A 26,885-nucleotide genomic window follows, 5' to 3' on the forward strand; every position below is an offset into this window, starting at 1 on the left:
TCCGCCTGGGCGACGGCTGCGGACTCAGTCTTGCTGAGCTGGTTTGCGGCGCTTACGATTTCGGATTTTTCCTCCGGGTTCGTGGGCGGCGCGGCGACGGCGACCGGCGCCGTGAGGGCCACGATCGCGGCCACTGCCGTTCCTATTCGGACCCGGCGCCCCTGAGCGGGTCTTCTTTGTGGATCCCCCATGGTTGATCCCCCCCAATTCATCATGTTGCCTGCGGTGCAGCTTATCGGCCCGGAATTCTCGCCGTGTGAGCGATGCGCGGTGCGGCAATTTACCTTCGTCAATGCAATCAAGGTCTACCCTCTTCGGTGGATTAAGGGCCATATATACCGATATGGAGGATTCTCCTGTCGTTTTCGTGTACTTTCTGAGGCCGGGCATCTCCGGGAGTAAACCCCCCTTCTGCAAACACTGAAGACCGGGGTGTTAGGGTGCGCGAAATAAATTCTTATGCAATTCCTGTGGGGGAAACGTGTCTGGAGCGGGGCCTCGGGCTTTCCGCCGTCCAGTGGCAGGTATCGGTTGGCGTTTTCGCGTCATCGCACTGTCCCTGGCCGGCTATCTGATAGCCGGGCTGCTGGGTGGCCCCATCGCCGCCGCGGCCGAACTGGAACTCAGAAAGCTCACCCGACCGGAGCCCGTCCCCTCTGCACGAGTGAGCCCGAAGGCACTCGAAAAAGCCGATGAGACCGCCAAACGGAATTGGCGGCCCGACACCAAGTCGCACTGGCCCCAGGGCGGGTCCGTAGTCGCCGACGTCACGCCCGCGGGTAAGCGGACACGGGTCGCCAAAGCAGGCTCCCTGCCCCTCTCGGTCACGGTCCCGAAGGGCAAGCACCCCAGAGGACGCGGCGCCACCACTGACCAGGCCCAGGTCCAGGTCCAGGTCCTCGACCGCCGGGCGGCCAAGGCCGCCGGGATCGACGGCGTGCTCATGGCCGTGCAAGGGCACGGCGACCGTCCCGGCAAGGGCCGCCTCGACCTCAAGATCGACTACTCCGGGTTCGCCGGCATGTACGGCGGAGACTGGGCGTCCCGCCTGACCCTGCGCGAGATGCCGGCATGCGTGCTGACGACGCCGGGGGAGCGCGGCTGTGTCCCGGGCAAGGTTGTCGACACCCGCAACGACCTGGAGAAGGCCACGCTCGCGGCCGAGGTCGACACCGACGTGGTGCCGCAGTCCCCGGCTGCGGCCGGAGAACCCGTCCGGCAGGCGCCTGCGATGCTCCGCTCGGCCAGCGGAACGATGGCCACGGCGAACGTCGCACTGTTCGCCGTGACCGCTTCCTCCTCGGGCCCCACCGGCGACTACGCGGCTACGCCACTCTCCCCCTCGGCCTCCTGGGGCGCCGGCGGCTCCTCCGGCGGGTTCTCATGGACCTACGACATCGACACGCCGGCGGTGCCCGGCGGCCTCAAACCGACCGTGGGCCTGTCATACGCCTCCCAGGCCGTGGATGGGCGAACCGCTGCGACCAACAACCAGTCCAACTGGGTCGGTGACGGTTGGTCGCTCTCGCCCGGCTTCATCGAGCGCCGGTACGTGCCCTGCGAGACTGACAAGAAGGACGGCAACAACCCGTCCCACAAGGTCGGCGACCAATGTTGGAAGAAGGACAACGCCACCCTGTCGCTCGGCGGAGCAGCCGGCGAACTCGTGAAGGACGACGCCACCGGAAGCTGGCACAAGAAGCAGGACGACGGCACCCGCGTCGACCTGCTCAAGAGCAGCAACCGGCGCAACGGCGACGCGGACGGCGAGTACTGGCGGGTGACGGCTCCAGACGGAACCCGCTACTACTTCGGCTACAACCGGCTACCCGGCTGGTCCTCGGGCAAGGAAGTCACCAACTCCACGATGACGGTGCCGGTCTACGGCAACCACCCGGGGGAGCCCTGCCACGCCACCGCCTTCAAGGACTCCTGGTGCCAGCAGGGATGGCGCTGGAACCTGGACTACGTGGTCGACCCGCACAGCAACGCCATGGCCTACTACTGGGCGAAGGAAGGCAACTACTACCAGCGCAACATCGACTCCGACACGTTCAAGGGGACGATGAGCGCCTACACCCGCGGAAGCTACCTCAAGCGCATCGAGTACGGCCTGCGGTCCGACCGCATGTACGCCGACGAGCCCGCAGCGAAGGTGGAGTTCACGGTCTCCGAGCGCTGCCTGCCGACATCGACCTTCGACTGTGCCTCCGCCAAGTTCACCGAAGCCAACGCGAAGTACTGGCCCGACGTGCCCTTCGACCAGTACTGCACCTCGGGCAGCGCCTGCGAGGGCAACTCCTCGCCCTCCTACTTCACGCGCAAGAGACTCACGGGCATCACGACCTGGGCGCTCGACGGCAGCAGCTTCAAGAAGGTCGACTCCTGGGAACTGCGCCAGACCCTTCCGCTGACCGGTGACGGAACCGACCCGTCCATGTGGTTGAAGGGCATCAAGCGTACCGGTCACACCTCCGGCAGCCCCATCACTCTGCCCGAAGTGGTGATGTACGGCACGCAGATGCCCAACCGGGTGGAGAACGCCACCACCCGTGACGGGCAGCCCGACCCGTTGCCGCACTACAACCGCTACCGTGTCTACGCCATCAAGAACGAGACTGGATCCACTCTGGGTGTGACCTACTCCGGGCCCGGCTGCACGGCGGCGAACGTGTCCCCGCCCGCGTCGAACGGCAAGCGCTGTTTCCCTGTGATGTGGTCGCCGCCGGACGCGCCCGCCGCGGACTACAAGCCGTACCTGGACTGGTTCCATTCCTATGTCGTCACCCAGGTCCTTGAGTCGGACAACACCTCCGGCGCCCTGACCAAGCGCACCGACTACACCTACACCGACCTTGACTGGGCCAAGAGCGACGACGAGTTCACCCCCGCCGACCAGCGCACCTGGGGTGACCGCCGCGGCTACGCACTGGTCCAGGCCAAGACGGGTGACCCCGCGCAGGGCACCCAGACGCTCACTGAGACCCGGTACTTCCGCGGCATCGCCGGCGCGCAGGTCGCCGACGGCGAGGGTGCCAAGGTCAGTGACCACGAGGCGTTCGCGGGCATGCCCCGGGAAACCGCCACCTACAACGGGGTCGGCGGCGATCTGATCTCCGCGACCAGCTACACCCCGTGGGCCTCGACCCCCACTGCCTCCCGTGCGCGCACCGCGGACAAGCTCCCGGCCATCCACGCCTACCGTGTCGGGACCGCCAAGGACGAGACCCGGACCGCCGTCACCGGCGGCAAGCTCCGCCGGACCCGGACGGAGCGCACCTTTGACTCCCACGGGATGCTGAGCACCAGCTCCGACACCGGGGACACCGCGAAGTCCGGCGACGAGCGGTGCACCACCACCACGTACGCCCGCAACACCGACACCAACCTGCTCAACGCCGTTGCTCAGGTCCGCACTGTGGCCAAGGCATGTGGCACCACCCCGAGTCTGCCCGCCGACCTGATCGGCACCAAACGCTCCTACTACGACGGCTCCACCCACCTGGGCGCCGCCCCGACCAAGGGCGATATCACCCTGCGCACCGAGAACGACGGCGCGGGCACCGGCTACCAGACGGTCAGCCGGGCCACCTACGACGCGTACGGCAGGCAGACCTCCGCCACCGACGCCGCGGGAGCCAAGACCACCGTCGCCTACACACCGGCGACCGGTCAGGCTCCCGAGAAGACCGTCACCACCAACGCGCTCGGCCACGCCAGCACCGCCGTCACCGATTCCCGCCGCGGCGTGACCACCACGGCCCTCGACGCCAACGGCAACCGAGCGGACATCCAGTACGACGCCCTCGGTCGGGTCACCAAGGTCTGGGCCGCCGGCTGGCCCAAGGCGGACTACCCCAAGCTACCCTCCGCCGAGTACGACTACCGGATATCCAAGAGCGAACCCAACGTCGTCACGGCCAAGCAGCTCCAGCACGACGGTTCGTACCTGACCTCCTACACCTTCTACGACGGACTGCTCCGACCGCGTGAGACACAGGCTCCGGCCATCGGTGTGAGCAACGGAAGGGTAGTGACCGAGACCCAGTACGACACGCGGGGCCTGGCCTGGAAGACGTACAGTCCCTACTTCGCTGACGGCAAGCCCTCGACGACCCTTTACACCGGGGTCGACCACAAGGTTCCGGCGGCGGTCGAGACGAGGTTCGACGGGGCGGCCCGGCCAGTCGCCGCGATCGCTCGCAAGTACGGCGACGAAACCATGCGCACACTCACCCAGTACGGCGGGGACCGCACCACCGTGATTCCGCCCAAGGGCGGCACCGCGATCACCACGATCACCGACGCCCTCGGCCGCAAGACCGAGCGGCGCACCTACACCGATCCGGCGCGCAGCGCCTACCAGACCACGAAATACGGCTATGACCCGCGTGGCCACCTTGCCGAGCTGACCGACCCGGCCGGGATCTCCTGGACCTGGGAGCATGACGCCCGGGGCCGCCAGACCGCCACCAACGACCCGGACAAGGGGCGCAGCACCACCACTTACGACATCGCGGACCGGCCGGTGACCGCCACTGACGCCCGTGGCACCAAGCTCACCACCGTCTACGACGCCCTCGGACGGAACGTCGAGCTCAAGCAGGGCTCCACGCTGCGCGCGAAGTGGACCTACGACACCGTGGCCAAGGGCCTGGCCAGCACGGACACCCGTTACGTGAACGGCCAGGCGTACACCACCAGGATCAACGGTTACACCGAGCGGAACCAGCCGGTCTCCTCCACGGTGACCCTGCCCTCGGGCGCCGGGTCGGTGGCGGGCACCTACACCTGGGAGTACGGCTACAACAAGTACAACGGCACCCAGGAATGGGTCCAGCATCCCGCGATCGCCAACCTGCCCGCCGAGTACGTCACCACCGTCCTCGGCGAGGGCAACCTTCCGACGAAGACCGTCGCCGGCGGCGCGGTGCTCGTCAGCGCGGTCAACCGGGACGTGTTCGGAAAGCCCGTGCGCACCGAGTACGGAGCCTTCGGCCGTAAGGTCTACCGCACCCAGGACTACGACGAGCACACCGGCGCCCTCACCCGCAACACCCTCGACGGGGACGAACTCCGCCGGGTCGAGGACACCACCTACAGCTACGACCTCGCAGGCAACGTCACTCGCATCTCCAGCACCTCGGGCGAAGGCACCGCCGCCCGAACCGACCGGCAGTGCTTCCGTACCGACTCGCTGCGCCGACTGACGCAGGCATGGACCACCAAGTCCGCCACCCAGAGCTGCTCCACCTCCCCGACCACCTCGAACGTCGGCGGGATGGACCCGTACTGGCAGGAGTACGCGTACGACCTGGCGGGTAACCGCTCCAAGCTGGTCGAGCACGGAACCAGCTCCGGCCTCCCGACCATCACGCGCACCGCCACCACGGGCAAGACCTCCGAGGCTGCACCGCACGCCCTTCGGTCGATGGTCACCACGGGTGGACCGGCAGACGGCACCAAGGAGACTTTCAGCTACGACGCGGCCGGCAACACCACCGAACGCAAAGGCGGCGAGCGCGACCAGAAGCTGACCTGGGACGCGGAGGGCAACCTCGCCTCCGTCACCCAGAGCGGCAAGAGGACCTCGTACGACTACGATTCCGGCGGCAACCGCATCCTGGCCCACGACGCGGACGGCACCACCACCGCCTACCTCCCCAACGGCAACGAGCTGAGCGTCTCCGCATCGGGGACCAAGACGGGGACCCGCTACTACCAGCACGAGGGCGAGACCGTCGCGGTGCGCACCCCGAAGAAGATCACGCTGCTCTTCGGTGACCAGCAGGGTTCCGCGATGATCGCCATCGGTTGGGCGGCGGGCCAAGGCGTGCTGCGCCGCAAGCAGTACCCTTTCGGAAGCCAGCGCGCCAGCGCGGGCACCAGTTGGCCGGGAAGCCGCGGATTCGTCGGCGGCACCACCGACCCGACGGGTCTGACCCACCTGGGCGCCCGCGAGTACGACTCCTCCCTCGGCCGCTTCCTCTCGGTCGACCCACTCCTGATAACCGACGATCCGAGCCAGCTCAACCCGTATGTCTACGGCAACAACAACGCCGCTACCTTCGCCGACCCCTCGGGCGAGGCCTACATGGAATGCTGGAGCGGTCAGTACAACTGCACGTACGGTCCCGGCGGCACCGCTGACATCAAGGAGGTCGACTACGGCAGGAACTACGAGTACGAGACCGCCAAGCGCGGCGGGGACACCGCCCCGGGCTACGTGAAGCGTCAGCGGAAGTACCAGCGCCAGTGCTCCAAGGATCCCAGCTGCACTAGCACCAGCGTCGGCAACCAGGGGCGCTCCATGGCCGACATCAACGCGGATCGGGAAGCCGAGCGTAAGGCTGCTGAGGAGCAAAGCCGGAAGAACTCCTTTACTGGACGACTGCAAAGCGCATTGTCAGGGGCGACTGCATGGGTGAGCCGCAACTGGGACACCATTAAGACGGTTTCATCCATTGTTGGATTCGGGGCATGCCTTGTCATGTCTGCGGGTCTGTGCATGGCAGTCGGTGCCGGTATCGCGCTCGCGAAGTTCATTGGTGAGGTGGCGCTGGGGGGAAGTTCAAAGGAGGCGGGTAAAGCACTTGCGAAGGAGCTTGCCTGGGTCGCGGTTGGAGGGGCTTCGGCAGCTGCGTTTGGTCGAGCGGCTGGTGGGTCGAGCAGCTGGCGTAATGCTTTCTTTGAGAAGCCGATAGTGAGGTACTCGAAGTCCTATAGGACCAAGGTCCCTGGAGTTAAAGGGCCCGGAGGTGGTCGTAAGTCTCGCGTGCTTGTTGATGACCCTCAAGGGGCTATCGATGTGAGGTCCACGTATGCTAACGTGACGGTGAATTCTGTGTTTAATGTGGCATTCTGCGGTTCCGGGAATGCGAGCCTTGGGGCGCTTCCAGTCACCTTCAGTGGGCCTAGTGCTTGCTAGGGAGGCGGTAGGTTGGCGTGCGGGAATGGTCGGTTTCAAGATTGAATAGAAACGGGATGATTGAATCGTGAGTGTGGATACAGTCCTCCGTAAGCGTTCGTTTGCTATCCTTTCCTGGCTGCTCCCGCTCCTCCCTCTCTTGCCCACCCTCGCTGTGCTTGGTCTTTTGATGGAGGATGTCAATTCAGGCCTCCTGATTGCAATTGCCCCGCCCTTTGTGGGGATTGCAGTAATGCGGAGAATTCTGATTTCAAGAGTTATCCTTGGAGGATCCGAGTTGAGGGTTGTGAATGCGATATTCACATACCATTTGACCTATGACTCGATTTCCTCTGTGGGGGTTAATTCTGGCGGTACCTTGATTGTCGAAGGGATGTACGGCGAGCGGATCCATGCTGGAGGTTTTGGCGGGTCCGTCGTTGATCATTTCTTGGGTGCATCGGCAAGGGCTGCTGAAAGCGTCAAGGCTCAGGTGAGGAAGTCGCGAAAAAAGACCCAAGCTGAGCCGGTCAAGAAGAAGATCAGCAGGTCCTGGCTGGGAGACGCATTCTTGGTGCTCGCGTTGATCTTCGGGATATGGGCAGTTGTGCTTGAAATGTCCGGGTCGTGATTCGAGCCCCCGGAACTTCCCTAAGGGCTGTCAAAAGAGAATCTAACCCGGGTGCTCGAAGCAACAATGCGTAGCCCCTCTGGGCCGGCCCCGCAGGGGTGTTTCAAAGTCTCGCTGGTCGCGTGGACGGACTGGTCAGGGGATGTTCAGCAGGTCCAGCGGCCGGTTGACGGGGTCGTAGGAGGCGTGGCGGAGGCTGGCGGCGATGTTGCGGTGTCCGTGCTGCCGGAGCGTGTTGATCGTCAGGTTGCGCAGGGTCGCCATGTTCTCGGGCCCGTGGCCGGTGCGGATCCTGGAGTGGTCCTCGCAGAAGGTGGTATCGCGGACGAAGTGGAGCCGGTTCTCGATGGTCCACTGTGACCTGGCGAGTTGACCGAGCCGCTGGGGCGAGGCTTGGTGCGAGGTCAGGTCCGTGATCGCGTAGACGGTCTGGCGGCTGCACCTGCCGGTCTTCAAGTCGGTGCGGTGGCGCAGGACGCGGACGGCCTGGACTGCGTGGGGGAAGTCCAGGCCGAGACCGGTGACGGTGAGGGCCCTGGTCACGCGGGTCTCCTTGCGGCCGTGACCCCTCTCGCGGTCGTAGCGTCGTGCGGTGACCTCGCTCCACGGCAGCGACCGCAGCTGTCGGTGCAGACCGGGCTGGTTGGCCTTGACCGCGAGCAGGTAGTGCGCCTTCTTCTCCTCCACCAGGAAGCGCGCGTGGCCGCGTTGCGTGTGCAGGGCGTCGGCTGTGACGGTGACCCCGGTCAGGTCGTAGGGCGCCAGCAGCGCGGTGAAGCAGGTGATTTCGTTGGTCTTGTCGGGAACCCGTAGTTGGGTGACGGTTCGGCCGTCACCGGTCATCGCGGCCAGGAGGTGGGCGGCGGGCGTCCGGCCGTGCCGGCAGCCGTGGGCGGTCTTGCCGTCCACGGCCAGCGACTTCGCGCCGCCGGGATCAGCGCCGGTCAGGCCGGCCAGGCCGCCGGGGCAAACCAGGCCGATGACCCGTCGGATTGTGGCGGCACTCGGCGCGACGCGCACTCCCAGCACGCCCACCACGCGGGCACCCAGCCGGGCCAGGGCGCGCTGCGGAGCAGTCGCGGACCACTGGCCGATCGCCGTGTACGAGCGAGCGCCCGCGCACCGCGGAGGCGGCAACCAGCAGCACCGCCACGAACGGGTGACGCACACCGCGCCGTCGGCGCGGATCGGGCAGCATCCGCAGCCGCTCCACCAGCGAGAGTCCCGCCACCCCCTCCAGAGCAGGCGACTTCACGAGGCAGACGGTGGCAGACCGACGGCACATCGAAACTCCGGCGGTTCAGGGCGACTTGGGAAGGTCACCCCGTTCAACCGGAGCTTCGTTGCGTTCGTGACGGTCGGGCCTGCCCCCTTCGTACCGCCGCGGCCTGCGGACTCACGTGATCACCGGGACATTGAAACGCCCCTGCACCGCCGCCCCCTCCGCTCCGGAACTTGTACCCTTCAGGCGGTCCGCGCAGCTGTGTGGGCCGCCTGGTTTGTCGTGAGGGGAGCGGGACATGGGGGCGCTGGCGGGCAGGGTCGCGTTGGTCACCGGGGGGAGCCGGGGGATCGGGCGGGGGATCGCGTTGCGGCTCGGCCGGGACGGGGCGCTGGTCGGTGTGCACTACGGCAGCAGCAAGGAGGCCGCCGAGGAAGTGGTGGCCGAGGTCCGTGCCGAGGGCGGCGAGGCCTTCGCGGTGCGGGCGGAGCTCGGAGTGCCGGGCGACGCGGCGGAGTTGTTCGGGGGGGTCGACGAGGAACTTCGTCTGCGGGGTCTGGAGCCTCGTCTGGACGTTCTCGTCAACAACGCAGCTACCAGCGGTTCGGCGCGGATCGACGAGGTCACGCCCGAGTTGGTCGACCGGATCTGCGCGGTGAACGTGAAGTCCCTGGTGCTCGTCGTGCAGGAGGCGCTGAGGCGGATGGGCGAGGGTGGGCGGGTGGTGAACATCTCCTCCGCCGTGACGCGGATGGCCTACCCCGAGTCCGTCGTCTACTCGATGAGCAAGGGCGCGATGGACACCATGACCCTGGCTCTGGCCAAGGAGCTTGGCCCGCGTGGGATCACCGTCAACGCGGTCTCGCCCGGTTTCATCGCGACGGACATGAACGCCAAGCTGCGCACCACTGAGGAGGGTGCGGCGCGGCTGGCGTCGATGTCGGCCTTCGGTCGGATCGGGCAGCCGGCCGATATCGCCGATGTGGTGGCCTTCCTGGCCTCGGGTGACTCTCGGTGGGTGACCGGCCAACTGATCGACGGGTCCGGTGGTTCAGGACTTTGACGCGGTGACTTCGGGGCCCGCCCGGTGAGGGTGGGCCCCGAAGTGTGCGTGTACAAGGAGGCGAGGGGGCTGGCGGAGATCCACAAGCCTCAGTAGCCCCAGGGGGTTCAGAGCGAGGTGAACCCGCCGTCCACGGGCACGCTCGCGCCGGTGACGAAGGAGGAGGCGTCGGAGCAGAGCCAGGCCGCAGCCTGGGCGATCTCTACCGGCTCTGCGACCCGGGGCAGCATGGAGCGGTCCTTGAGGTCCTGTTCCATGCCCGGGAAGGCGTCGAAGCCGCTCTGCATCAGTTCGGTTCGGGTGGCGCCGACGATCAGGGCGTTGACCCGGATGCCGTTCGGCCCGTACTCCTCCGCGGCGGCTTTGGTCAGCCCGATCACCGCGTGTTTGGCGGCGATGTAGGGGGCCGGGGGGACGCGGGGGGAGACCACGCCGGCCGTGCTGGAGGTGTTGACGATGGAGCCGCCGCCTCCGGGGGTCTCCAGCATCGCCGGGATCTGGTGGCGCAGGCAGTTCCACACCCCGCGGACGTTGACGTCCATGATCTTGTCGTAGTCCGCGTCGTCCATCAGGTGCAGTGGCTGGCGCAGGCTCGTCCAGCCCGCGTTGTTGAAGGCCCCGTGCAGTGCGCCGTAGGTTTCCTGGGCCGCGGTGACGGCGCCGGCCACGTCCGTGGGTGAGGTCACGTCTCCGGGTACGGCGGTGACCTGCCCGCCGGTCTGCCGGATCGAGCCGGCCAGCTCCTCCAGTAGGTGGGTGCGGCGGGCCATCAGCACCAGTGACGCCCCCTCCGCGGCGAACAGTCGTGCCGCGGCGGCGCCGATGCCGCTGGATGCTCCCGTGATCATGATGGTCTTCCCGGCGAGGGTCCCCCGTCGAGCTGTCATGTCCTGCTCCTCGTCCATGGTGCGTATCGCGTGTGCCGCCGTTTCGTACCGCCGTGCCCGCTGCGCGGCGGGAGCTGGGCAGCCGGCTGGATCATGCCCGGGGACGCCGCGCGAAACGAACCGGCTGGTTGGTTTTCGGGCAGGGGTGGGCGGCTCGTGCGGGGCGTGGCCCGTACGACGAGGTGGGTGGCGAGGCCTTGACACGGGACGGGCGGGGTTCGGGCACCTGAGAGAATGGGCCCATGGCATCTCGTCCTCGCGCGCTCTCCGGTATCCAGCCCACTTCGGGGTCGTTCCACCTCGGGAACTACCTCGGTGCCGTCCGCCAGTACGTCGCTCTGCAGGAGTCCCACGACGCCTTCTACATGGTCGCCGACCTGCACGCGATCACCGTTCCCCAGGACCCGACAGCCCTGCGCGACAGCACCCGGCTGTCCGTCGCGCAGCTGCTCGCAGCCGGCCTGGCCCCGGAGCGCTGCACGCTGTTCGTGCAGAGCCACGTACCCGAGCACGCGCAGCTCGGCTGGGTGATGAACTGCCTGACGGGTTTCGGCGAGGCGAGCCGGATGACCCAGTTCAAGGACAAGTCGGCCAAGCAAGGCGCGGACCGTGCCACCGTCGGCCTCTTCACGTACCCGATCCTGCAGGTCGCCGACATCCTGCTGTACCAGGCCGACGCCGTTCCGGTCGGCGAGGACCAGCGTCAGCACATCGAGCTGACCCGTGATCTCGCCGAGCGCTTCAACACCCGCTTCGGCGACACGTTCACGGTGCCGGCGCCGCACATCGTCAAGGAAGTCGCGAAGATCTACGACCTTCAGGACCCCTCGGCCAAGATGAGCAAGTCCTCTTCGACTCCCAAGGGTCTGATCAACCTCCTGGACGAACCCAAGGTGACCGAGAAGAAGATCAAGAGTGCGGTCACCGACACCGACACCGAGATCCGGTTCGACCCTGCGCAGAAGCCCGGCGTCAGCAATCTGCTGACGATCCTCTCCGTGTTGACCGGAACTGCGGTCGCCGAGCTGGAGGCAGGGTACGCGGGCAAGGGGTACGGGGCGCTGAAGACCGACCTCGCGGGCGCGATGGTGGACTTCGTCACACCCTTCCGCTCGCGCACCCAGGAATTCCTCGACGACCCCGAGACGCTGGACTCCATCTTGGCCAAGGGTGCCGAGAAGGCCCGCGCTGTCGCCGCGGAGACGCTGGCCCAGGCCTACGACCGGCTCGGCCTGCTGCCCGCCAAACACTGAGCGGGTTGGGTGGGGGGCCGGGTGGGGGACCGTCCGCCGTCCGCACCCGGTGGGTCGAGAACGATCTGTGACTCTCGCCCCGGCATAGGGCTCTGGCCGGAAGGGGGGTGCTGCCCTCACACTGGGCGGCAGCACCACCCCCGACCCCGACCCGCGCCACCTGCACGCGAGCACATCAGCGCACACGACTGAGGAGAACACGTGGGGACCGTAACGCTCGGCGTTTCGATCGCGGTCCCGGAGCCTTACGGCCGCCTGCTCCAGGAGGCCCGCGCCGGCTTCGGGGACGCCGCGGCGCACGGTATTCCGACCCATGTGACCCTGGTGCCCCCGACGGTGGCCGAGCAGGGGTGCCTGCCGCGGATCGAGGCGCACCTGACCCAGGTGGCCGCCAACGGTCGGCCCTTCGCGATGCGGCTGGCCGGCACCGGGACCTTCCGTCCCCTCTCGCCGGTGGTCTTCGTGCAGGTCGTCGAGGGTGGTGGCGCGTGCGGTGTGCTCCAGCAGCAGATCCGGGACCCGCACGGGCCGCTCCAGCGCGAGCTGGCGTTCCCGTACCACCCGCATGTGACGGTGGCCCACGGGATCGCCGAGGAGGCGATGGACCGGGCCTTCGACGAACTGGCGGAGTTCTCCGCGGCCTGGCTCTCGGAGGGTTTCGCGCTCTACGAGCAGGGTTCGGACGGGGTGTGGCGCAAGCTGCGCGACTACCGGTTCGGTTCCGGTCCCGCCGCGGTGCCCGCCCAGCTCGGTCATTTCGACGCGCCGACGCTGAGCTCCTGAAGGCCTGACTGACGGCGGGCCCGGCCGTACGGTGAGCCCATGGATTGGCTCGCAAAGCTCCCGGTGGTCGGCTCCTTCGTGGCCTGGCTCATGCGCACCCACGCGTGGCGTTCGTACGAGCGGCTCGACCGGGTCAAGTGGTCCCGCTTGGCCGCGGCTGTCACCTTCATCAGCTTCATCGCCGTCTTCCCTTTGATCACCGTTGCCGCTGCGATCGGTGCGGCCCTGCTGTCCCCGAGCCAGTTGGACCGGATGGAGGAGCAACTGGCCGAGCAGGTGCCGGGGATCTCCGAACAACTCGACATCGGCGGCCTCGTCGACAACGCGGGTACGGTCGGGTTGGTCGCCGGCGCCGTCTTGCTGTTCGCCGGAATTGGCTGGATCGGTTCCATGCGGGACTGCCTGCGGGCGGTCTGGGACAAGGACCAGGACGACGAGGGGAACCCGATCGTCCGTAAGGGCAAGGACGCCCTGGTGCTCTTCGGGCTCGGCGGGGCCGGGCTGGTCTCCGCCGCCGCCTCCGTCTTCGGGCAGAGCGCCGTGGGCAAGACCGCCGACTGGCTGGGCATCCCCTCGCACGGCGCCGGCGGAGTGCTGCTGCGCGGCGCGGCGCTCGCGGTGAGCGTGCTGGCCGGCTTCCTGCTGCTGATGTACGTGCTGACACTGCTGCCCGGGGTCCACCCGCCCCGCCGCCGACTGCTGACCGCGGCGCTCATCGGGGCCGTCGGCTTCGAGCTGCTCAAACTGCTGCTCGGCGGCTATATGCGGGGCGTGGCGGCCAAGAGCATGTACGGGGCGTTCGGGGTGCCCATCGCCCTGCTGTTGTGGATCAACTTCATGGCCAAGGTGCTGCTGTTCTGCGCGGCCTGGACCGCTACCGACCCGGTGGCCGACAGCCCCGAGGAGGACGAAGAGAAGGACAGCGGGCGGACACCGGCCCCGGGATCGGGCCCGGCAGTTGCCGACTCCCCCCGGTCCAAGCCGGGGCAGGCCACCGCCCGGCAGGGCATCTCCGGACGCCGCTGGGCGGTGCGGTTCAGGTCTCTTCGGGCCGGCGGCGCCGGCTCGGCCACAGGCGGTTGACGAGGAAGACCCCGGCCCCCAGTACCACCAGCACCCCGCCGACCACGGCGAGGGCCGTGCCCAGGCCGCCGCTGGCCTGAGCGGCGGCGCCGGCCGTACCGGGCTTCTTGTCCGTGTGGGTGCGGGCGGGCGCGCCGTGCGAGGTGGAGTCGGCCGACTTGGGCGGCACCAGTTCACCGACCGGAGTCACCTTGCCGGCAGCCGCGAAGCCCCAGTCGAAGAGCGCCGCGGTCTCCTCGTAGACCTGGTTCCCGCCGCCGGTGGACGGGTTCATGACGGTCACCAGCAGGACCCGGTCACCGCGCTGGGCGATTCCCGTGAACGTGGAGCCCGCAAGGCTGGTGGTGCCGTTCTTGACGCCGGCGATGCCCTTGTAGGGGGTCACCCCGTAGGCACCCGTCATCAGCCGGTTGGTGTTCTGGATCTCGAAGCTGTCGCGTAGTTTCCCGTCGAGTTCCGCGCCGGGGAACTTCGCGGTGGCCGTCGCCGCGTACTCCCGGAAGTCCTTCTTCTGCATGCCGGAGCGGGCGAAGAGGGTGAGGTCGTACGCGCTACTCACCTGCCCGGGGGCGTCGTAGCCGTCGGGCGAGACGACGTGGGTGTCCAGGGCCTGGAGTTCGTCGGCGTGCTCCTGCATGTCCTGGACGGTCTTGGGGACGCCGCCGTTCATCGCGGCCAGCACGTGCACCGCGTCGTTGCCGGAGCGCAGGAAGACGCCCAGCCACAGGTCGTGCACGCTGTAGCTGAGGTTCTCCTTGACGCCCACCAGGCTGCTGCCGGGGCCGACCGGGGCGAGTTCGGAGGGGGCGACGGTGTGCTTCTCGTCCTTGGGCAAGCGGGGCAGCACGGTGTCCGCGAAGAGCATCTTCAAGGTGGAGGCGGGCGGCAGTCGCCAGTGCGCGTTGTGCGCCGCGAACACCTCTCCCGATTCGGCGTCCGCCACGATCCAGGACCGGCCGCTGAGTTCCTTGGGCAGCGCCGGAGCGCCGGGGCCGAGCTGCACCTGGGTGCCCGGCTTGCCCAGGCGCGTGCCCCCCACGGTGGACATCGCCGCTGGCGGTGCGGGGTTCTTGCCCGGCTGTTTGGCGTCCGCTTTCCCCGACGTGTTCCCGGTGGTGCTGCCGCCCGTGTCCGGTCCCGGAGTCGGGTCAGCGAAGGCCGGGGTGGTGGCCAGCGCGGCGGGCAGCAGCAGGGCAGCGGCGGTGAGGACCGTAACGGCGGTCTTTTTGGCAGACACGGACGTGACCGTACATGGCCCGCTGGAAGGTGCCGACCCGGGTGGTCCACCCTTGTTCAAAAGCCGCCGGGTCAGCCCACCCCGAGGGGGCCGTCCTGGGGACGGAGTCGATACTGGCCCTATGAAACTGAGCCGTTCAGCCTCCTGGTTCCTCCTCGCCTTCGGGGTCTGGAGCTGGTTCATCTGGGTCTCTTTCGTCAAGAACCTGTGGAAGGACTCCAGTGGCCTGGCCTTCGACGGAGCCGGTGACCCCACGGGCTACTTCTGGGTGCACCTGCTGCTCGCCATCACGTCCTTTCTTCTGGGGACGGGCGTCGGGGCGATCGGGTTGCGTGGGCTGCTCGCCCTGCGTCGCGGATCACGGGCCCCGGGCGGTGTGCTGTGAAGGTGCTGCTCTTCGCCCTGGTGGCCGTGTCGGTGCTCGCGGTCGTGGCCGGTGTGCACCGCTACCTGTGGGTGCGGCTGGTGCGCGACACCACGACGCCGGGGAGTCGGGCCCGGCGGCTGGGTACGGCCGCGGCCTGGACGCTGCCGGTGGTGATGGTCGGATCGCTGGTGGGGCTACGGGCCGGGGTGCCCTTCTGGCTCCAGCGGGTCCTCGCCTGGCCCGGGTACATGTGGATGGCCACTTTGCTCTACCTCACCCTGGCCCTGCTCGTGGGGGAGGCGGCGCGGCCGTTGCTCCGTCGTTTGCTGGAGCGCCGTGACGGACGGCGGGCGGCTGCCGCCGCCCCGGCGGCGGAGCTGGTGGGGGTACCGGCGGGTGAGCGGCCGGCTGCCGGACCGGCAGCGGGGCCGCAGGAGCCCGTGGACGGCGCCGGGCCGGGCCTGGGGGAGGCCGTCGAGGGCGAGTCGCGGGACCTCCCGCGGCGTCTGTTCGTCGCCCGTACCGTGGGGGCCGCCGCGCTGTTCGCCGCCACCGCAACGGTCGGCTACGGCACCTACGGGGTGCTCAGCGGACCGCGGATCAAGCGGATCACTGTTCCGTTGGCCAAGCTCCCGCGGTCGGCGCACGGGTTGCGGATCGCGGTGGTCAGCGATATCCACCTCAGCCCCGTTCTGGGGCGGGCCCACGCCCAGCGGATCACCGACCGGATCAACTCGGTCCAGGCCGATCTGGTGACCGTGGTGGGAGACCTGGTCGACGGGGACGTCGGCGACCTCGGTCCGGCGGCGGAGCCCTTGGCCCACATCCGTTCCCGGCTCGGCACTTACTTCGTCACCGGCAACCACGAGTACTTCTCGGGGGCGCAGCAGTGGGTGGACCACGTCCGCGAGCTGGGGCTGAGGCCACTGGAGAACGACCGGGTGGAGCTGCCCGGCTTCGACCTGGCGTGCGTCAACGACCTCGCCGGCGAGTCGGAGGGCCAGGGGCCGGACTTCGCCCGTGCCCTGGGCGACCGGGACACCTCCCGCGCCAGCGTCCTGATGGCCCACCAGCCGGTGGTCGTCCACGACGCGGTGAAGTACGGGGTGGACCTCCAACTGTCCGGCCACACCCATGGCGGTCAACTGTGGCCGGGCAACTACCTGGCCGAGCTCGCCAACCCCACCGTCGCGGGACTGGACCGCTACGGGGACACCCAGCTGTACGTCACCCGGGGCGCCGGTTCCTGGGGCCCGCCGGTGCGGGTGGGCGCGCCCTCGGACATCACCGTGGTGGAGTTGGCGTCCAAGCAGGCCTGAGTGGTCCCCGTCGACGGTGGCGCCGGGTAGGTCACCGGGGCGCCGTCACTTGCGGGCGGTGGCCGTCTGCGCCATGCCGGGCAGGAAGTCGGCGAACAACTCGTGTACTTCGCGCACCAGCGGGCGCAGCACCCGGAAGCGGGCGAGCACGATGCCTCGGGCGGTCAGCTGTGCGCCGCGTTGGGCCAGCCGGCGGGTCCGCTCGCTGTTCTCGGTACGGTCGAAGACCCAGTAGAGGACCAGGCCCATCTGGGAGAGCCACATCAACTCTGGCAGGACGTCGCGTAGTTCTTCCGGCACTTTGGTCTTCGCCCCCGCCAGCACTTCCTGGTGGATGGCGATGGCCGCCTTGCGGGCCGGTTCGGACTCGGCGGAGAAGGGGCTGAGCGGGCTCTGTGGGTCCGCCGCGTTCTTGAAGAACTGGGCCGCGAACTCATGGTAGGGGGCAGCGATGTCCAGCCAGCAGGTCAGCACTCCGGTGAGCCGGGTCTGTAGGTCGCTCTCGCTGTCCAGGAGGGGGCGCACGGCGGCCCGGTGCTCGGCGCCGATCCGGTCGTAGAAGCCCTGGACGAGGTGTTCCTTCGAGGCGAAGTAGTAGTAGGCGTTTCCGACGGAGACGCCGGCCTCCTTGGCGATGGCCCGCATGGTCGTCTTGTCGTAACCGCGCTCCTGGAAGAGCCGGAGCGCGGTTTCGAGGATGAGAGTGCGGGTCTGCTCGCTCTTGGGGGCCTTCGCCTCACCTTTCGCTTCTGTCACGGTGCCCGAGCCTATCCGGGCACCGCGCACCCGTCGCCGCAGGTGTCCGTTCCGCGGGGGTAGAGGGCGACGAAGCCGAGGTTGACCAGGTAGAAGCCGCCACCGCCGAGGAGGTGGTTGACGGCGTCTGTGAGCCTTTCGTCGCCGTGGAGCACATCGGCGATGAAGATGTGGCCGTTGTGGCTGAGGGTACGGGCCACCCAGATGGTGAGGCCGATGCTGACCGTCAGGTGGAGCGGCGACGGCACGCGAAGAACCCCGCCCGCCGGTCGGAACCGGCGGACGGGGCCTCGTCGGGGCTGCGCCCGAAGATCAGAAGCGACGCGTGATCAGCGCGCGCTTGACCTCCTGGATCGCCTTGGTGACCTCGATGCCACGCGGGCAGGCGTCCGTGCAGTTGAACGTGGTGCGGCAACGCCACACGCCGTCCTTGTCGTTCAGGATCTCCAGACGCTGCTCGCCCGCCTCGTCACGCGAGTCGAAGATGAAGCGGTGCGCGTTGACGATCGCCGCCGGGCCGAAGTACTGGCCGTCGTTCCAGAACACCGGGCACGAGGAGGTGCACGCGGCGCACAGGATGCACTTGGTGGTGTCGTCGAAGCGCTCGCGGTCCTCAGCGGACTGCCGGCGCTCACGGGTGGGCTCGTTGCCCGTCGTCACCAGGAACGGCATGACGTCGCGGTACGCCTGGAAGAACGGTTCCATGTCCACGACCAGGTCCTTCTGGACCGTCAGGCCCTTGATGGCCTCGACCGTGATGGGCTTCTCCGGGTTGATGTCCTTGATCAACGTCTTGCAGGCGAGCCTGTTCTTGCCGTTGATCCGCATCGCGTCGGAGCCGCAGATGCCGTGTGCGCAGGAGCGGCGGAAGGTGAGCGAGCCGTCCAGTTCCCACTTGATCTTGTGGAGACCGTCGAGCACGCGCTCCTTCGGGTCGATCTCGATCTGGAAGTCCTGCCACTGGGCCTCGTCGGAGACCTCGGGGTTGAAGCGGCGGATCCGGAAGGTGACCGTGATGTACGGCGAGGCGGCGGATTCCGCCTCGACCTTGTCCAGGGTCGGGGTAGCCATCAGTACTTACGCTCCATCGGCTGGTAGCGGGTCTGGACGACCGGCTTGTAGTCGAGACGGACGGTGTCCGTGCCGTCGTCGCCGACCTCGCGGTACGCCATGGTGTGGCGCATGAAGTTGACGTCGTCGCGGTTCGGGTAGTCCTCGCGGTAGTGACCGCCGCGGGACTCCTTGCGGGCGAGCGCGGAGACGGCCATGACCTCGGCCAGGTCGAGCAGGTTGCCCAGCTCGATGGCCTCCAGCAGGTCGGTGTTGAACCGCTTGCCCTTGTCCTGGATCGACACGTTGCGGTACCGCTCGCGCAGCTCCGCGATCTTCTCGACCGCCGTCTTGATGGTCTGCTCCGTGCGGAACACCATCACGTTGGCGTCCATGGTCTCCTGCAGCTCCTTGCGGAGCGTCGCCACCCGCTCGTTGCCGGTGGAGGAGCGCAGCGCCTCGACCTGGTCGACGACGAGCTGCGCCGGGTTCTCGGGCAGCTCCACGAACTCGGCCTCGGTCGCGTACTTCGCCGCGGCGATGCCGGAACGCTTGCCGAAGACGTTGATGTCCAGCAGCGAGTTGGTCCCCAGGCGGTTGGCGCCGTGCACCGAGACGCAGGCGACCTCGCCGGCCGCGAACAGGCCCGGCACGACGGTGGTGTTGTCCGAGAGGACCTCACCCTCGACGTTGGTCGGGATGCCGCCCATCGCGTAGTGCGCGGTGGGCTGGATCGGGATCGGGTCCGTGTAGGGCTCGATGCCGAGGTAGGTGCGCGCGAACTCGGTGATGTCCGGCAGCTTGGCGTCCAGCTGCTCCGGCGGCAGGTGGGTGAGGTCGAGGTAGACGTGGTCGCCCTCCGGTCCACAGCCCCGGCCTTCGCGGATCTCCGTGTAGATGGAGCGCGAGACGACGTCGCGGGAGGCGAGGTCCTTCATGACCGGCGCGTACTTCTCCATGAAGCGCTCGCCGTCCTTGTTGCGGAGGATGCCGCCCTCACCACGGGCGCCCTCCGTCAGCAGGATGCCCATGCGCCAGATACCCGTCGGGTGGAACTGGAAGAACTCCATGTCCTCCAACGGCAGGCCGCGTCGGTAGCAGGCCGCTTGGCCGTCACCGGTCAGGGTGTGCGCGTTGGAGGTGACCTTGAAGAACTTGCCGGTGCCGCCGGAGGCGTAGATGACCGACTTCGCCTGGAAGATGTGGATCTCGCCGGTGGCCAGCTCGTAGGCGACCACGCCCGCCGAGTGCTTGACGCCGTCGACCTCGGTGATCAGCTGGTCGAGTACGTAGAACTCGTTGAAGAACTCCACGCCCTCCTTGACGCAGTTCTGGTACAGCGTCTGGAGGATCATGTGACCGGTGCGGTCCGCGGCGTAGCAGGACCGGCGCACCGGGGCCTCGCCGTGGTTGCGCGAGTGGCCGCCGAAGCGGCGCTGGTCGATGGTGCCGTCCGGGGTCCGGTTGAACGGCAGCCCCATCTTCTCCAGGTCGAGGACTGCGTCGATGGCCTCCTTCGCCAGGATCTCGGCGGCGTCCTGGTCGACCAGGTAGTCACCACCCTTGACCGTGTCGAAGGTGTGCCACTCCCAGTTGTCCTCCTCCACGTTGGCCAGCGCGGCGGCCATGCCGCCCTGCGCGGCGCCCGTGTGGGAGCGGGTGGGGTACAGCTTCGTCAGCACGGCGGTGCGGCTGCGCTTGGTCGCCTCGATGGCGGCGCGCATGCCCGCGCCACCGGCGCCGACGATGACGGTGTCGTACTTGTGGATCTTCATGAGTCTTTGCCTCAGCCCCGTGCCTAGCGGATGTTCGGGTCGAAGGTGAAGATCACCAGCGTGCCCAGAAGGATGGTGAACACCGTGGCGGCGTACAGCAGGCCCTTCAGCCACAGCCGCGTGCCCGCGCGCTCCGCGTAGTCGTTGATGACGGTACGCAGACCGTTCGCGCCGTGCAGCATGGCCAGCCACAGCATCAGCAGGTCCCAGACCTGCCAGAAGGGCGAGGCCCAGCGGCCGGCGACGAAGGCGAAGCCGACCTTCTGCACGCCGCCGTCGAGCACCAGCTGGATCAGCAGGTGGACGACGACCAGGACGACGAGCAGCACGCCGGACAGGCGCATGAAGAGCCATGCGGCCATCTCGAAGTTGCCGCGGGTCGAGCGCGGGGTCTTGCTGGTGCGCTTGCGCGGGGCCTCGATGAGCGGGGCCGGGTGGTCCACGTCGAAGAGGCTGACGGACTCGCCGCCCTCGACGTCGGAGATTGCGGAAGAGGTGTCAGTCGCCATCTGCGTCACTTCCCGAATACTTCAGCAGCTGCGTGGCCGAGGACCGGGTACAGGGCACCGGCCATCAGCACCACCCAGATGCCGACGACGGTCCAGAGCATCTGCTTCTGCAGACGCGGTCCCTTGGACCAGAAGTCCACTGCGATGACACGGAGACCGTTGAGCGCGTGGAAGAGGATGGCGGCGACGAGGCCGTACTCCAACAGCGCGACGATCGGGGTCTTGTAGGTAGCCACGACATCGTCGTACGCCTCAGGGGAGACGCGGACGAGAGCGGTGTCGAGGACGTGTACGAACAGGAAGAAGAAAATCAGGACACCGGTGACTCGATGAGCCACCCATGACCACATTCCTTCCCGGCCGCGGTACAACGTTCCAGCCGGCACGGAAAAACCCTCCGGAAGCGGGGCGGGGGCCTGCCGGCTTCGTTGTCGGTCGGGCCCGGCCGGGTACGGTCCACCGGCCCCGGCCATGGTAGCGACGAGTTGTCGGTTCGTTTGCGCCGGGTCCGCCGGTGTGATCAAACAGGCAATCAAACAGGCACGGACGGGCTATCGCAGGCTGTCGCCTCGGGGTGCTTTCGAACCGTCACGGCGCACGGCGACGAGGTGACCGGCCCGTTCTGGTCGTCGAGGGCCATGGGAGCGGTCGTGTCCCGAGTGGCCCCGCCGTTGGCTCGATCCCGCCCTGGAGGAGTGTGTGGGGACGGCCGGAACTGCTCTGGCGCTCCGGGCGCGCCCCGTGCTGCCGTTGCGGGATGCTGGCGGCTGGCGCCAGGAAGGTGTTTCACCCGTACGGGAAGAGGGGGGGCGGCGTGGCGTCGTGGACCGCCGAGGTGCGGCTCGCTCCGGAGGGCGGTCAGAGCCGCCACCCCCCACAGGAGAGGCCCCGACCGCCGTCCGTTGCGGGCTCGTGCGACAAGCCCGTACTCCTGTCAGCGCCAGGAGTGCGGTTTGTGTCACACCTCGCTTCGCGTACGGATGGTTGCTCGTTGTACAACCCGTGGACGGGACATACATGAAGGCCGTAACGTGCTGATTTGCGTAGAGCAGTGCGCCGGCGACGACCAGGACGAGGCGGGCGCAACGGTGGCTCTCGCATAGGACAGTGAAACGGTTGGGGACGGTGCTGGGGGACGACGCGGAGCTGACCACCGCGGTGCTCGCGGCGCAGGCTGGTGACGAGGAAGCGTTCCGGACTGCGTATCGTGCCGTGCACCCGCGGCTACTGGCGTACGTCCGCACGCTGGTCGGCGAGTGCGATGCCGAGGACGTCACCTCCGAGGCGTGGTTGCAGATCGCCCGTGACCTCGGTGGCTTCAGCGGCGATGCCGACCGTTTCCGCGGCTGGGCCGCCCGAATAGCCCGGAACCGGGCGCTGGACCACATACGCATGCGCGGTCGGCGTCCGGCCGTCGGTGGCGACGAGAGCGAACTGACCGGTCGGGCCGCCGACTGCGACACCGCGGGCGAGGCGATGGAATCCCTCGCCACCGGACGGACCATGGCGCTGATCGCGCAACTTCCCCAGGACCAGGCCGAGGCCGTGGTGCTGCGCGTGGTCGTCGGGCTCGACGCCAAGAGCGCGGCCCAGACGCTCGGCAAGCGGCCGGGTGCGGTGCGCACCGCCGCGCACCGCGGGCTGAAGCGGCTGGCCGAACTGATCGGCCCGCAAGAGGACGGGGTCGGGGTCGGGGCCGGGGGCGAGGCCGCCGCGGTCGGGCAGCCCACGGTGTCCGCGACGGTGACAGGGGAGGTCCCCGCCCCGACAGCGCCGGCGGGAACCGTCGACGGGGACTCCGTGGAGGGTGTCGCGGGCAGCCCGCAAGTGGAACCAGCTCAATCGGCGTCCCTGGACCGTGTACCGGCACAACCGGGACCACGGCGGGGCACCGTGACGCGTACCCGTGTGACGCAATCGCGTTGGCGGACGCAGAAGGACATGTGATGGCCGACGAGCGCTATAACTGGCTTGACAAGGAAGCGGCGGAGCGCTTGCTCCGCGGGGAATCCGTCAGCCACGTCGAAGACCACCGTGTCCGCACCGAGGCCGGCAGACTCGCCCGCGCGCTCCATGACCTCACCCCGGTGCCCAGACCAGTCCACGACCGGCAGCCCGGTGAGCTGCCCGGCGAACTCCGTGGTGAAGAGGCCGCGCTGGCCGCGTTCCGGGCCGCCCGACACGCTTCGCCGACGGAACCCGCAACGGTACGTCTCGCTGCGAGTCCGGACGGCACGCCCGACATCGGGGGCCACGGGCAGCGCCGTCGCCCCTTCCAACTGGGCCTGGCCGCGGCGTTGGCCGCGGTGGCCGTGGGTGGGGTGGCCGTTGCCGCCGGCACCGGAGCGCTGCTGCACTCGGCGCCGGACTCCGCGGGACCCGTCCCAACCGGTTCGGTCGCCGCCTCCCCGTTGCCGCAGTCGAGCGGCTCCGTGGCCCGTGGCAACGGCCGGCGTTCCGGTGGGGGCTTTTGGTCCCCGAAGGAGGATCCGAGCCACTCCGCGGGCGAGGGCAACCGTCCGGGCGCGGCGGACACCGAGCCGGAGGACGCGGAGGACTCCACGAGGTTGTTGCGTACGGAGCGGGAGGCCGAAAAGGAACCCCGAGACCAGGACGGCACCGGTACCGGGACCGGCAAGGACGCATCTGGGCGGGGCGACGAGTCGGGCAAGGAAAGCCGGCGATGGATGGCCGAAACATGCCGTGACTATCTCGGCGGTCGACTGGACGCGGAGCACCGCAAGAAGCTGGACCGGCTGTCCGGCGGACAGACCCGAGTGGACCGCTTCTGTGCCAAGGTCCTCGGCGAGGAAGCCAAGCCGAGTGCCGACTCGACCCGCGGTGGAGCGGACTCCGGCGGTTCCGGCGCCGCCGGTGACGCGCTCGAAGGCACCCCTGCGCCGGGCGGTGCGCGCGAGGGTTCCAGCAGCTCAGACACCTCCGGAGCTACCCGCTCCGGTGCCGGCGGGAAGCGCTCTTCCAGCGAGCAGAGCAGCACCAGGGGCAGCACTGGTGCCCCTGCGGCACTGATTCCGGCACCCGGTTCCACGGCGTACCAGCAGCCGGTCTTCGTGCCGGCCCGCGCGGCCTGAGCCCGCGCAGAAACAATCCTGGCGGCGGGGGTGTGACACTTTTGGAGCCGCCGACGCTGTACAGAATGAGCCGACTGGTCATCGGCGGCGCATGAGCCGGGGTTCCCCCCGTACCCCGGGGCTCTGCGCAACAGGCGCGGGCGGGACACGTTCCCCCGGTCCCGCCCGCGCCCCTTAAACCCGTTCTTGCCGGCCCATCGGGCCCGTCACCAGTGCACGACGACCCGGTCACCCACCCGGACCTGGGCGAAGACGGACTTCAACTTCCCGAGGTCCCGGACGTTCACGCAGCCGTGCGAGGCGCCGGCATAGCCGCGGGCGGCGAAGTCAGCGGAGTAGTGCACGGCCTGGCCGCCGCTGAAGAACATCGAGTACGGCATCGACGTGTGGTAGATCGTCGAGGTCCAGCTCTCGCGCTTCCAGCCGACCTGGAAGACGCCCTCCCGGGTAGGGGTGTTCTCCGAGCCGAACCGGACGTCCATCGCCGCCACCACCGTGCCGTCGATCATCCAGGCCAGCGTCCGGCTCTCCTTGCTGACGCACAGCACTCGCCCCGTCATGCAGCGCGGGTCCGGAGCGTCGAGCTCGTTGGTGGTCGCCGGTCGGAGCTCGTTCACGGTCGGCCGGTGGGTCATCGCCACCAGCGCGCGCCAGGTCCGTCCGTCCACGGTGCCGGTCGGGGCCAGCTCCCGCTTGCTCTGGAAGGAGGCCACCGCCCGGCTGGTGATCGCCCCGTAGAAACCGGTGGGGCTGCGCTCGAAGTGCCCGACCTGGCGCAGCCGCGCCTGGAGTTCCCGTACCTGCTCGGTCTCCGCACCCCGCGCCATCAGGGGGCGCTCGGCGGGTTTGGCGTCATCGCTGCTCTTCGTGGAGGGCGCAGGTGAAGCGGCCGGCGAATTTGACGGGGACACCGCAGTCGCAGTCGCGGCGGCGGTCCTGGAGGGCCCGGGACCGGCTGCAGGGGCGGCCGGCGCGGACTCGGCAGGCGGGGTGGGCCGGGCGTCGCTCACGGGTTTCCCGGCGTGGTCGGCGGCGGTCCCCGAGGCAGCCGGAGCGCCCTGTCGGGGCGAGCAGCCGGCGGTCAGGAGCACCGCGGTCGTGGCGGCGAGCAGACTTCTGGCGACGACTGAGGTTCGGTGCATGGTGACCCCCCGGTTCCCGTGGTGTGTAGGTATGCCAAGGGATGCACACCGGTGAGCCACGGTTGCGTCGTACGCGGATCGTTACCTGCTTGCGCCAGGATGTGACGGGGCGGGGACGGTCCTACCAGCAGGCAGCTCACCCTTGTATGGAGGCACAGTTGATGGCGCGCGAGTCGGACAGCGGGCGAACCACCGAGAGCGGCCTTCCCGTCGAACCGCTCTACGGCCCCGAGGCGCTGGTGGGCTGGGACCCGACCGATCGGCTGGGAGAGCCCGGCGCCTATCCGTTCACCCGAGGGGTCTACCCGTCGATGTACACGGGCCGCCCCTGGACGATGCGTCAGTACGCCGGCTTCGGCACCGCCGCGGAGTCCAACGCCCGCTACCGACAGCTGATCGCCCACGGCACCACCGGGCTCTCCGTGGCCTTCGACCTGCCGACCCAGATGGGTCACGACTCCGACGCCCCCCTCGCCCACGGCGAGGTCGGCAAGGTGGGAGTGGCCATCGACTCACTGGAGGACATGCGGGTCCTCTTCGAGGGCATCCCGCTGGACCGGGTCTCCACCTCGATGACGATCAACGCCCCGGCCGCCCTCCTGCTGCTGCTCTACCAACTGGTCGGCGAGGACAACGGGGTGTCGGGGCACCAACTCACCGGAACCATCCAGAACGACGTACTCAAGGAGTACGTCGCCCGCGGGACGTACATCTTCCCGCCGCGGCCCTCCCTGCGGCTGGTCGCGGACATCTTCCGCTACTGCCAGGCGGAACTCCCGAGGTGGAACACCATTTCCATCTCCGGCTACCACATGGCGGAGGCGGGGGCCACGCCCGCCCAGGAAATCGCCTTCACCCTCGCCAACGGCATCGAGTACGTCCGCACCGCGGTTCGGGCGGGCATGGCGGTCGACGAGTTCGCCCCCCGGCTGTCCTTCTTCTTCGTCGCGCGGACCACGCTCCTGGAGGAGGTCGCCAAGTTCCGCGCCGCACGTCGCATCTGGGCCCGGGTCATGCGCGAGGAGTTCGGCGCCCGCAACCCCAAGTCGCAGATGCTGCGCTTCCACACCCAGACGGCGGGCGTCCAACTGACAGCCCAACAACCGGAGGTGAACCTGGTCCGGGTCGCGCTCCAGGGCTTGGCAGCCATCCTCGGAGGCACCCAGTCCCTGCACACCAACTCCTTCGACGAGGCCATCGCCCTGCCCACCGACAAGTCCGCCCGGCTGGCCCTGCGCACCCAGCAGGTCCTGGCCCATGAGACGGACATCACCGCGACCGTGGATCCCTTCGCCGGCTCCTACGCCGTGGAGCGGTTGACCGACGACCTGGAAGCGGCCGTCGCGGAGCTGATGGGCCGCATCGAGGATCTCGGTGGCGCCGAGGCGGCCATCGAGCACGGTTTCCAGAAAGCCGAGATCGAACGCTCCGCCTACCGCATCGCCCAGGAGACCGACAGCGGGGAGCGCGTCGTGGTCGGTGTCAACCGGTTCACCCTGGACGTGGAGGAGCCCTACGAGCCGCTGCGGGTGGATCCCGAGATCGAGGCGCAGCAGGCGGCCCGCCTCGCCGCGCTGCGCGCCCGACGTGACCAGCGAGCCGTCGACAGCGCCCTGGCGACCCTCCAGGAGGTGGCCCGGGGAACCGGCAACGTGCTGTACCCGATGAAGGACGCCCTGCGGGCCCGCGCCACCCTCGGCGAGGTCTGCCAGGCCCTGCGGGAGGTCTGGGGCACCCATGTCCCCGTCGAGTCGTTCTGAGCGTCCGCAGTCCGCCCGTCCACGGGTCGCAGAGCACTGGCGGGTGGGT

20 protein-coding genes and 1 pseudogene are annotated in these 26,885 nt (G+C 68.6%); 11 read left to right on the top strand and 10 right to left on the bottom strand.

Annotation, left to right across the window (positions count from 1 at the left end):
• Nucleotides 1-517 precede the first annotated feature (517 nt).
• Nucleotides 518-6,928: an RHS repeat domain-containing protein gene (locus tag ACFYMC_RS08315; RefSeq protein WP_388520672.1), complete on the top strand. Its 6,411-nt coding sequence runs from the start codon at nt 518-520 to the stop codon at nt 6,926-6,928.
• Nucleotides 6,929-6,995: 67 nt separating this feature from the next.
• On the top strand, nt 6,996-7,538 hold the full coding sequence (locus ACFYMC_RS08320) for a hypothetical protein (protein ID WP_388520675.1): 543 nt from the start codon (nt 6,996-6,998) through the stop codon (nt 7,536-7,538).
• 135 nt (nt 7,539-7,673) lie between these two features.
• Here the strand turns inward: ACFYMC_RS08320 and ACFYMC_RS08325 are convergent, their stop codons facing one another.
• Entirely contained in the window at nt 7,674-8,675 is a 1,002-nt protein-coding gene (locus ACFYMC_RS08325; protein ID WP_388520677.1) for an ISAs1 family transposase, read from the bottom strand.
• Between the two features lie 383 nt (nt 8,676-9,058).
• Here ACFYMC_RS08325 and ACFYMC_RS08330 point away from each other — a divergent pair, with 383 nt between their 5' ends.
• Nucleotides 9,059-9,823, top strand: coding sequence for an SDR family oxidoreductase (locus ACFYMC_RS08330; RefSeq protein WP_388520680.1), 765 nt, complete (start codon nt 9,059-9,061; stop codon nt 9,821-9,823).
• 107 nt (nt 9,824-9,930) lie between these two features.
• On the opposite strand, the gene ACFYMC_RS08335 is transcribed toward ACFYMC_RS08330, so the two are convergent.
• A complete protein-coding gene (locus tag ACFYMC_RS08335; protein ID WP_388520683.1) occupies nt 9,931-10,710 on the bottom strand; it encodes an SDR family NAD(P)-dependent oxidoreductase in 780 nt (259 codons plus the stop codon).
• Nucleotides 10,711-10,952: 242 nt separating this feature from the next.
• On the opposite strand from ACFYMC_RS08335, the gene trpS reads away from it, so the two are divergent.
• From trpS to ACFYMC_RS08350, 3 genes are all read left to right on the top strand, one after another.
• A complete protein-coding gene (gene trpS, locus ACFYMC_RS08340) occupies nt 10,953-11,963 on the top strand; it encodes a tryptophan--tRNA ligase (protein WP_388520685.1) in 1,011 nt (336 codons plus the stop codon).
• Nucleotides 11,964-12,164: 201 nt separating this feature from the next.
• Complete coding sequence (locus ACFYMC_RS08345; protein ID WP_388520688.1) at nt 12,165-12,746, top strand: 2'-5' RNA ligase family protein; 582 nt, start codon at nt 12,165-12,167, stop codon at nt 12,744-12,746.
• A 39-nt stretch (nt 12,747-12,785) separates the two neighbouring features.
• Nucleotides 12,786-13,829, top strand: a complete 1,044-nt coding sequence (locus ACFYMC_RS08350; RefSeq protein WP_388520691.1) for a YihY/virulence factor BrkB family protein — start codon at nt 12,786-12,788, stop codon at nt 13,827-13,829.
• On the opposite strand, the gene ACFYMC_RS08355 is transcribed toward ACFYMC_RS08350, so the two are convergent.
• Nucleotides 13,783-15,066: a D-alanyl-D-alanine carboxypeptidase family protein gene (locus ACFYMC_RS08355; RefSeq protein WP_388520694.1), complete on the bottom strand. Its 1,284-nt coding sequence runs from the start codon at nt 15,064-15,066 to the stop codon at nt 13,783-13,785. The genes ACFYMC_RS08350 and ACFYMC_RS08355 overlap by 47 nt on opposite strands.
• Nucleotides 15,067-15,187: 121 nt before the next feature.
• Between ACFYMC_RS08355 and ACFYMC_RS08360 the strand changes: the two genes are divergently transcribed.
• Both ACFYMC_RS08360 and ACFYMC_RS08365 read left to right on the top strand, forming a co-directional pair.
• Complete coding sequence (locus ACFYMC_RS08360) at nt 15,188-15,451, top strand: SCO4848 family membrane protein (RefSeq protein ID WP_388520697.1); 264 nt, start codon at nt 15,188-15,190, stop codon at nt 15,449-15,451.
• Complete coding sequence (locus ACFYMC_RS08365) at nt 15,448-16,752, top strand: metallophosphoesterase (protein ID WP_388520700.1); 1,305 nt, start codon at nt 15,448-15,450, stop codon at nt 16,750-16,752. Before ACFYMC_RS08360 ends, ACFYMC_RS08365 begins: the two co-directional genes overlap by 4 nt.
• A gap of 45 nt (nt 16,753-16,797) precedes the next feature.
• On the opposite strand, the gene ACFYMC_RS08370 is transcribed toward ACFYMC_RS08365, so the two are convergent.
• The 6 genes and pseudogenes from ACFYMC_RS08370 to sdhC all read right to left on the bottom strand — a co-directional run bounded on the left by ACFYMC_RS08370 (nt 16,798) and on the right by sdhC (nt 21,228).
• On the bottom strand, nt 16,798-17,508 hold the full coding sequence (locus ACFYMC_RS08370) for a TetR/AcrR family transcriptional regulator (protein ID WP_388520703.1): 711 nt from the start codon (nt 17,506-17,508) through the stop codon (nt 16,798-16,800).
• 32 nt (nt 17,509-17,540) lie between these two features.
• A pseudogene (locus tag ACFYMC_RS08375) lies at nt 17,541-17,756 on the bottom strand (hypothetical protein); the annotation flags it as partial.
• A gap of 64 nt (nt 17,757-17,820) precedes the next feature.
• On the bottom strand, nt 17,821-18,579 hold the full coding sequence (locus tag ACFYMC_RS08380; protein WP_388520706.1) for a succinate dehydrogenase iron-sulfur subunit: 759 nt from the start codon (nt 18,577-18,579) through the stop codon (nt 17,821-17,823).
• Nucleotides 18,579-20,333 carry a succinate dehydrogenase flavoprotein subunit gene (gene sdhA / locus ACFYMC_RS08385; RefSeq protein ID WP_388520709.1) on the bottom strand — a complete coding sequence of 585 codons (1,755 nt, stop codon included), beginning with the start codon at nt 20,331-20,333 and terminating at the stop codon, nt 18,579-18,581. The genes ACFYMC_RS08380 and sdhA overlap by 1 nt, the downstream gene beginning before the upstream one ends.
• A 23-nt stretch (nt 20,334-20,356) precedes the next feature.
• Nucleotides 20,357-20,842, bottom strand: a complete 486-nt coding sequence (locus ACFYMC_RS08390) for a succinate dehydrogenase hydrophobic membrane anchor subunit (RefSeq protein ID WP_388520712.1) — start codon at nt 20,840-20,842, stop codon at nt 20,357-20,359.
• A 5-nt stretch (nt 20,843-20,847) separates the two neighbouring features.
• The gene (gene sdhC, locus ACFYMC_RS08395) at nt 20,848-21,228 is read right to left on the bottom strand and encodes a succinate dehydrogenase, cytochrome b556 subunit (protein WP_388520714.1); all 381 of its coding nucleotides are present in this window, start codon (nt 21,226-21,228) and stop codon (nt 20,848-20,850) included.
• 739 nt (nt 21,229-21,967) lie between these two features.
• Between sdhC and ACFYMC_RS08400 the strand changes: the two genes are divergently transcribed.
• Nucleotides 21,968-22,789 carry an RNA polymerase sigma factor gene (locus ACFYMC_RS08400; protein ID WP_388520887.1) on the top strand — a complete coding sequence of 274 codons (822 nt, stop codon included), beginning with the start codon at nt 21,968-21,970 and terminating at the stop codon, nt 22,787-22,789.
• A complete protein-coding gene (locus tag ACFYMC_RS08405; protein ID WP_388520717.1) occupies nt 22,789-23,934 on the top strand; it encodes a hypothetical protein in 1,146 nt (381 codons plus the stop codon). Before ACFYMC_RS08400 ends, ACFYMC_RS08405 begins: the two co-directional genes overlap by 1 nt.
• A 206-nt stretch (nt 23,935-24,140) precedes the next feature.
• Here the strand turns inward: ACFYMC_RS08405 and ACFYMC_RS08410 are convergent, their stop codons facing one another.
• Entirely contained in the window at nt 24,141-25,076 is a 936-nt protein-coding gene (locus ACFYMC_RS08410) for a L,D-transpeptidase family protein (protein WP_388520720.1), read from the bottom strand.
• Nucleotides 25,077-25,237: 161 nt separating this feature from the next.
• Between ACFYMC_RS08410 and ACFYMC_RS08415 the strand changes: the two genes are divergently transcribed.
• Complete coding sequence (locus ACFYMC_RS08415; protein ID WP_388520723.1) at nt 25,238-26,836, top strand: methylmalonyl-CoA mutase; 1,599 nt, start codon at nt 25,238-25,240, stop codon at nt 26,834-26,836.
• Nucleotides 26,837-26,885 lie beyond the last annotated feature (49 nt).

The sequence above is a fragment of the Streptomyces sp. NPDC006879 genome, assembly GCF_042869595.1.
In the GTDB taxonomy this organism is placed as follows: Bacteria; Actinomycetota; Actinomycetes; order Streptomycetales; family Streptomycetaceae; genus Streptomyces.

What these genes read in the sequence shown, in the direction of transcription:
- ACFYMC_RS08330 (WP_388520680.1), top strand. Translation starts at nt 9,059, where the DNA reads ATGGGGGCGCTGGCGGGCAGGGTCGCGTTGGTCACCGGGGGGAGCCGG.
- trpS (WP_388520685.1), top strand. Translation starts at nt 10,953, where the DNA reads ATGGCATCTCGTCCTCGCGCGCTCTCCGGTATCCAGCCCACTTCGGGG.
- ACFYMC_RS08380 (WP_388520706.1), bottom strand. Translation starts at nt 18,579, where the DNA reads ATGGCTACCCCGACCCTGGACAAGGTCGAGGCGGAATCCGCCGCCTCG.
- ACFYMC_RS08410 (WP_388520720.1), bottom strand. Translation starts at nt 25,076, where the DNA reads ATGCACCGAACCTCAGTCGTCGCCAGAAGTCTGCTCGCCGCCACGACC.
- ACFYMC_RS08390 (WP_388520712.1), bottom strand. Translation starts at nt 20,842, where the DNA reads ATGGCGACTGACACCTCTTCCGCAATCTCCGACGTCGAGGGCGGCGAG.
- ACFYMC_RS08350 (WP_388520691.1), top strand. Translation starts at nt 12,786, where the DNA reads ATGGATTGGCTCGCAAAGCTCCCGGTGGTCGGCTCCTTCGTGGCCTGG.
- ACFYMC_RS08405 (WP_388520717.1), top strand. Translation starts at nt 22,789, where the DNA reads ATGGCCGACGAGCGCTATAACTGGCTTGACAAGGAAGCGGCGGAGCGC.
- ACFYMC_RS08335 (WP_388520683.1), bottom strand. Translation starts at nt 10,710, where the DNA reads ATGACAGCTCGACGGGGGACCCTCGCCGGGAAGACCATCATGATCACG.
- ACFYMC_RS08415 (WP_388520723.1), top strand. Translation starts at nt 25,238, where the DNA reads ATGGCGCGCGAGTCGGACAGCGGGCGAACCACCGAGAGCGGCCTTCCC.
- sdhA (WP_388520709.1), bottom strand. Translation starts at nt 20,333, where the DNA reads ATGAAGATCCACAAGTACGACACCGTCATCGTCGGCGCCGGTGGCGCG.
- ACFYMC_RS08360 (WP_388520697.1), top strand. Translation starts at nt 15,188, where the DNA reads ATGAAACTGAGCCGTTCAGCCTCCTGGTTCCTCCTCGCCTTCGGGGTC.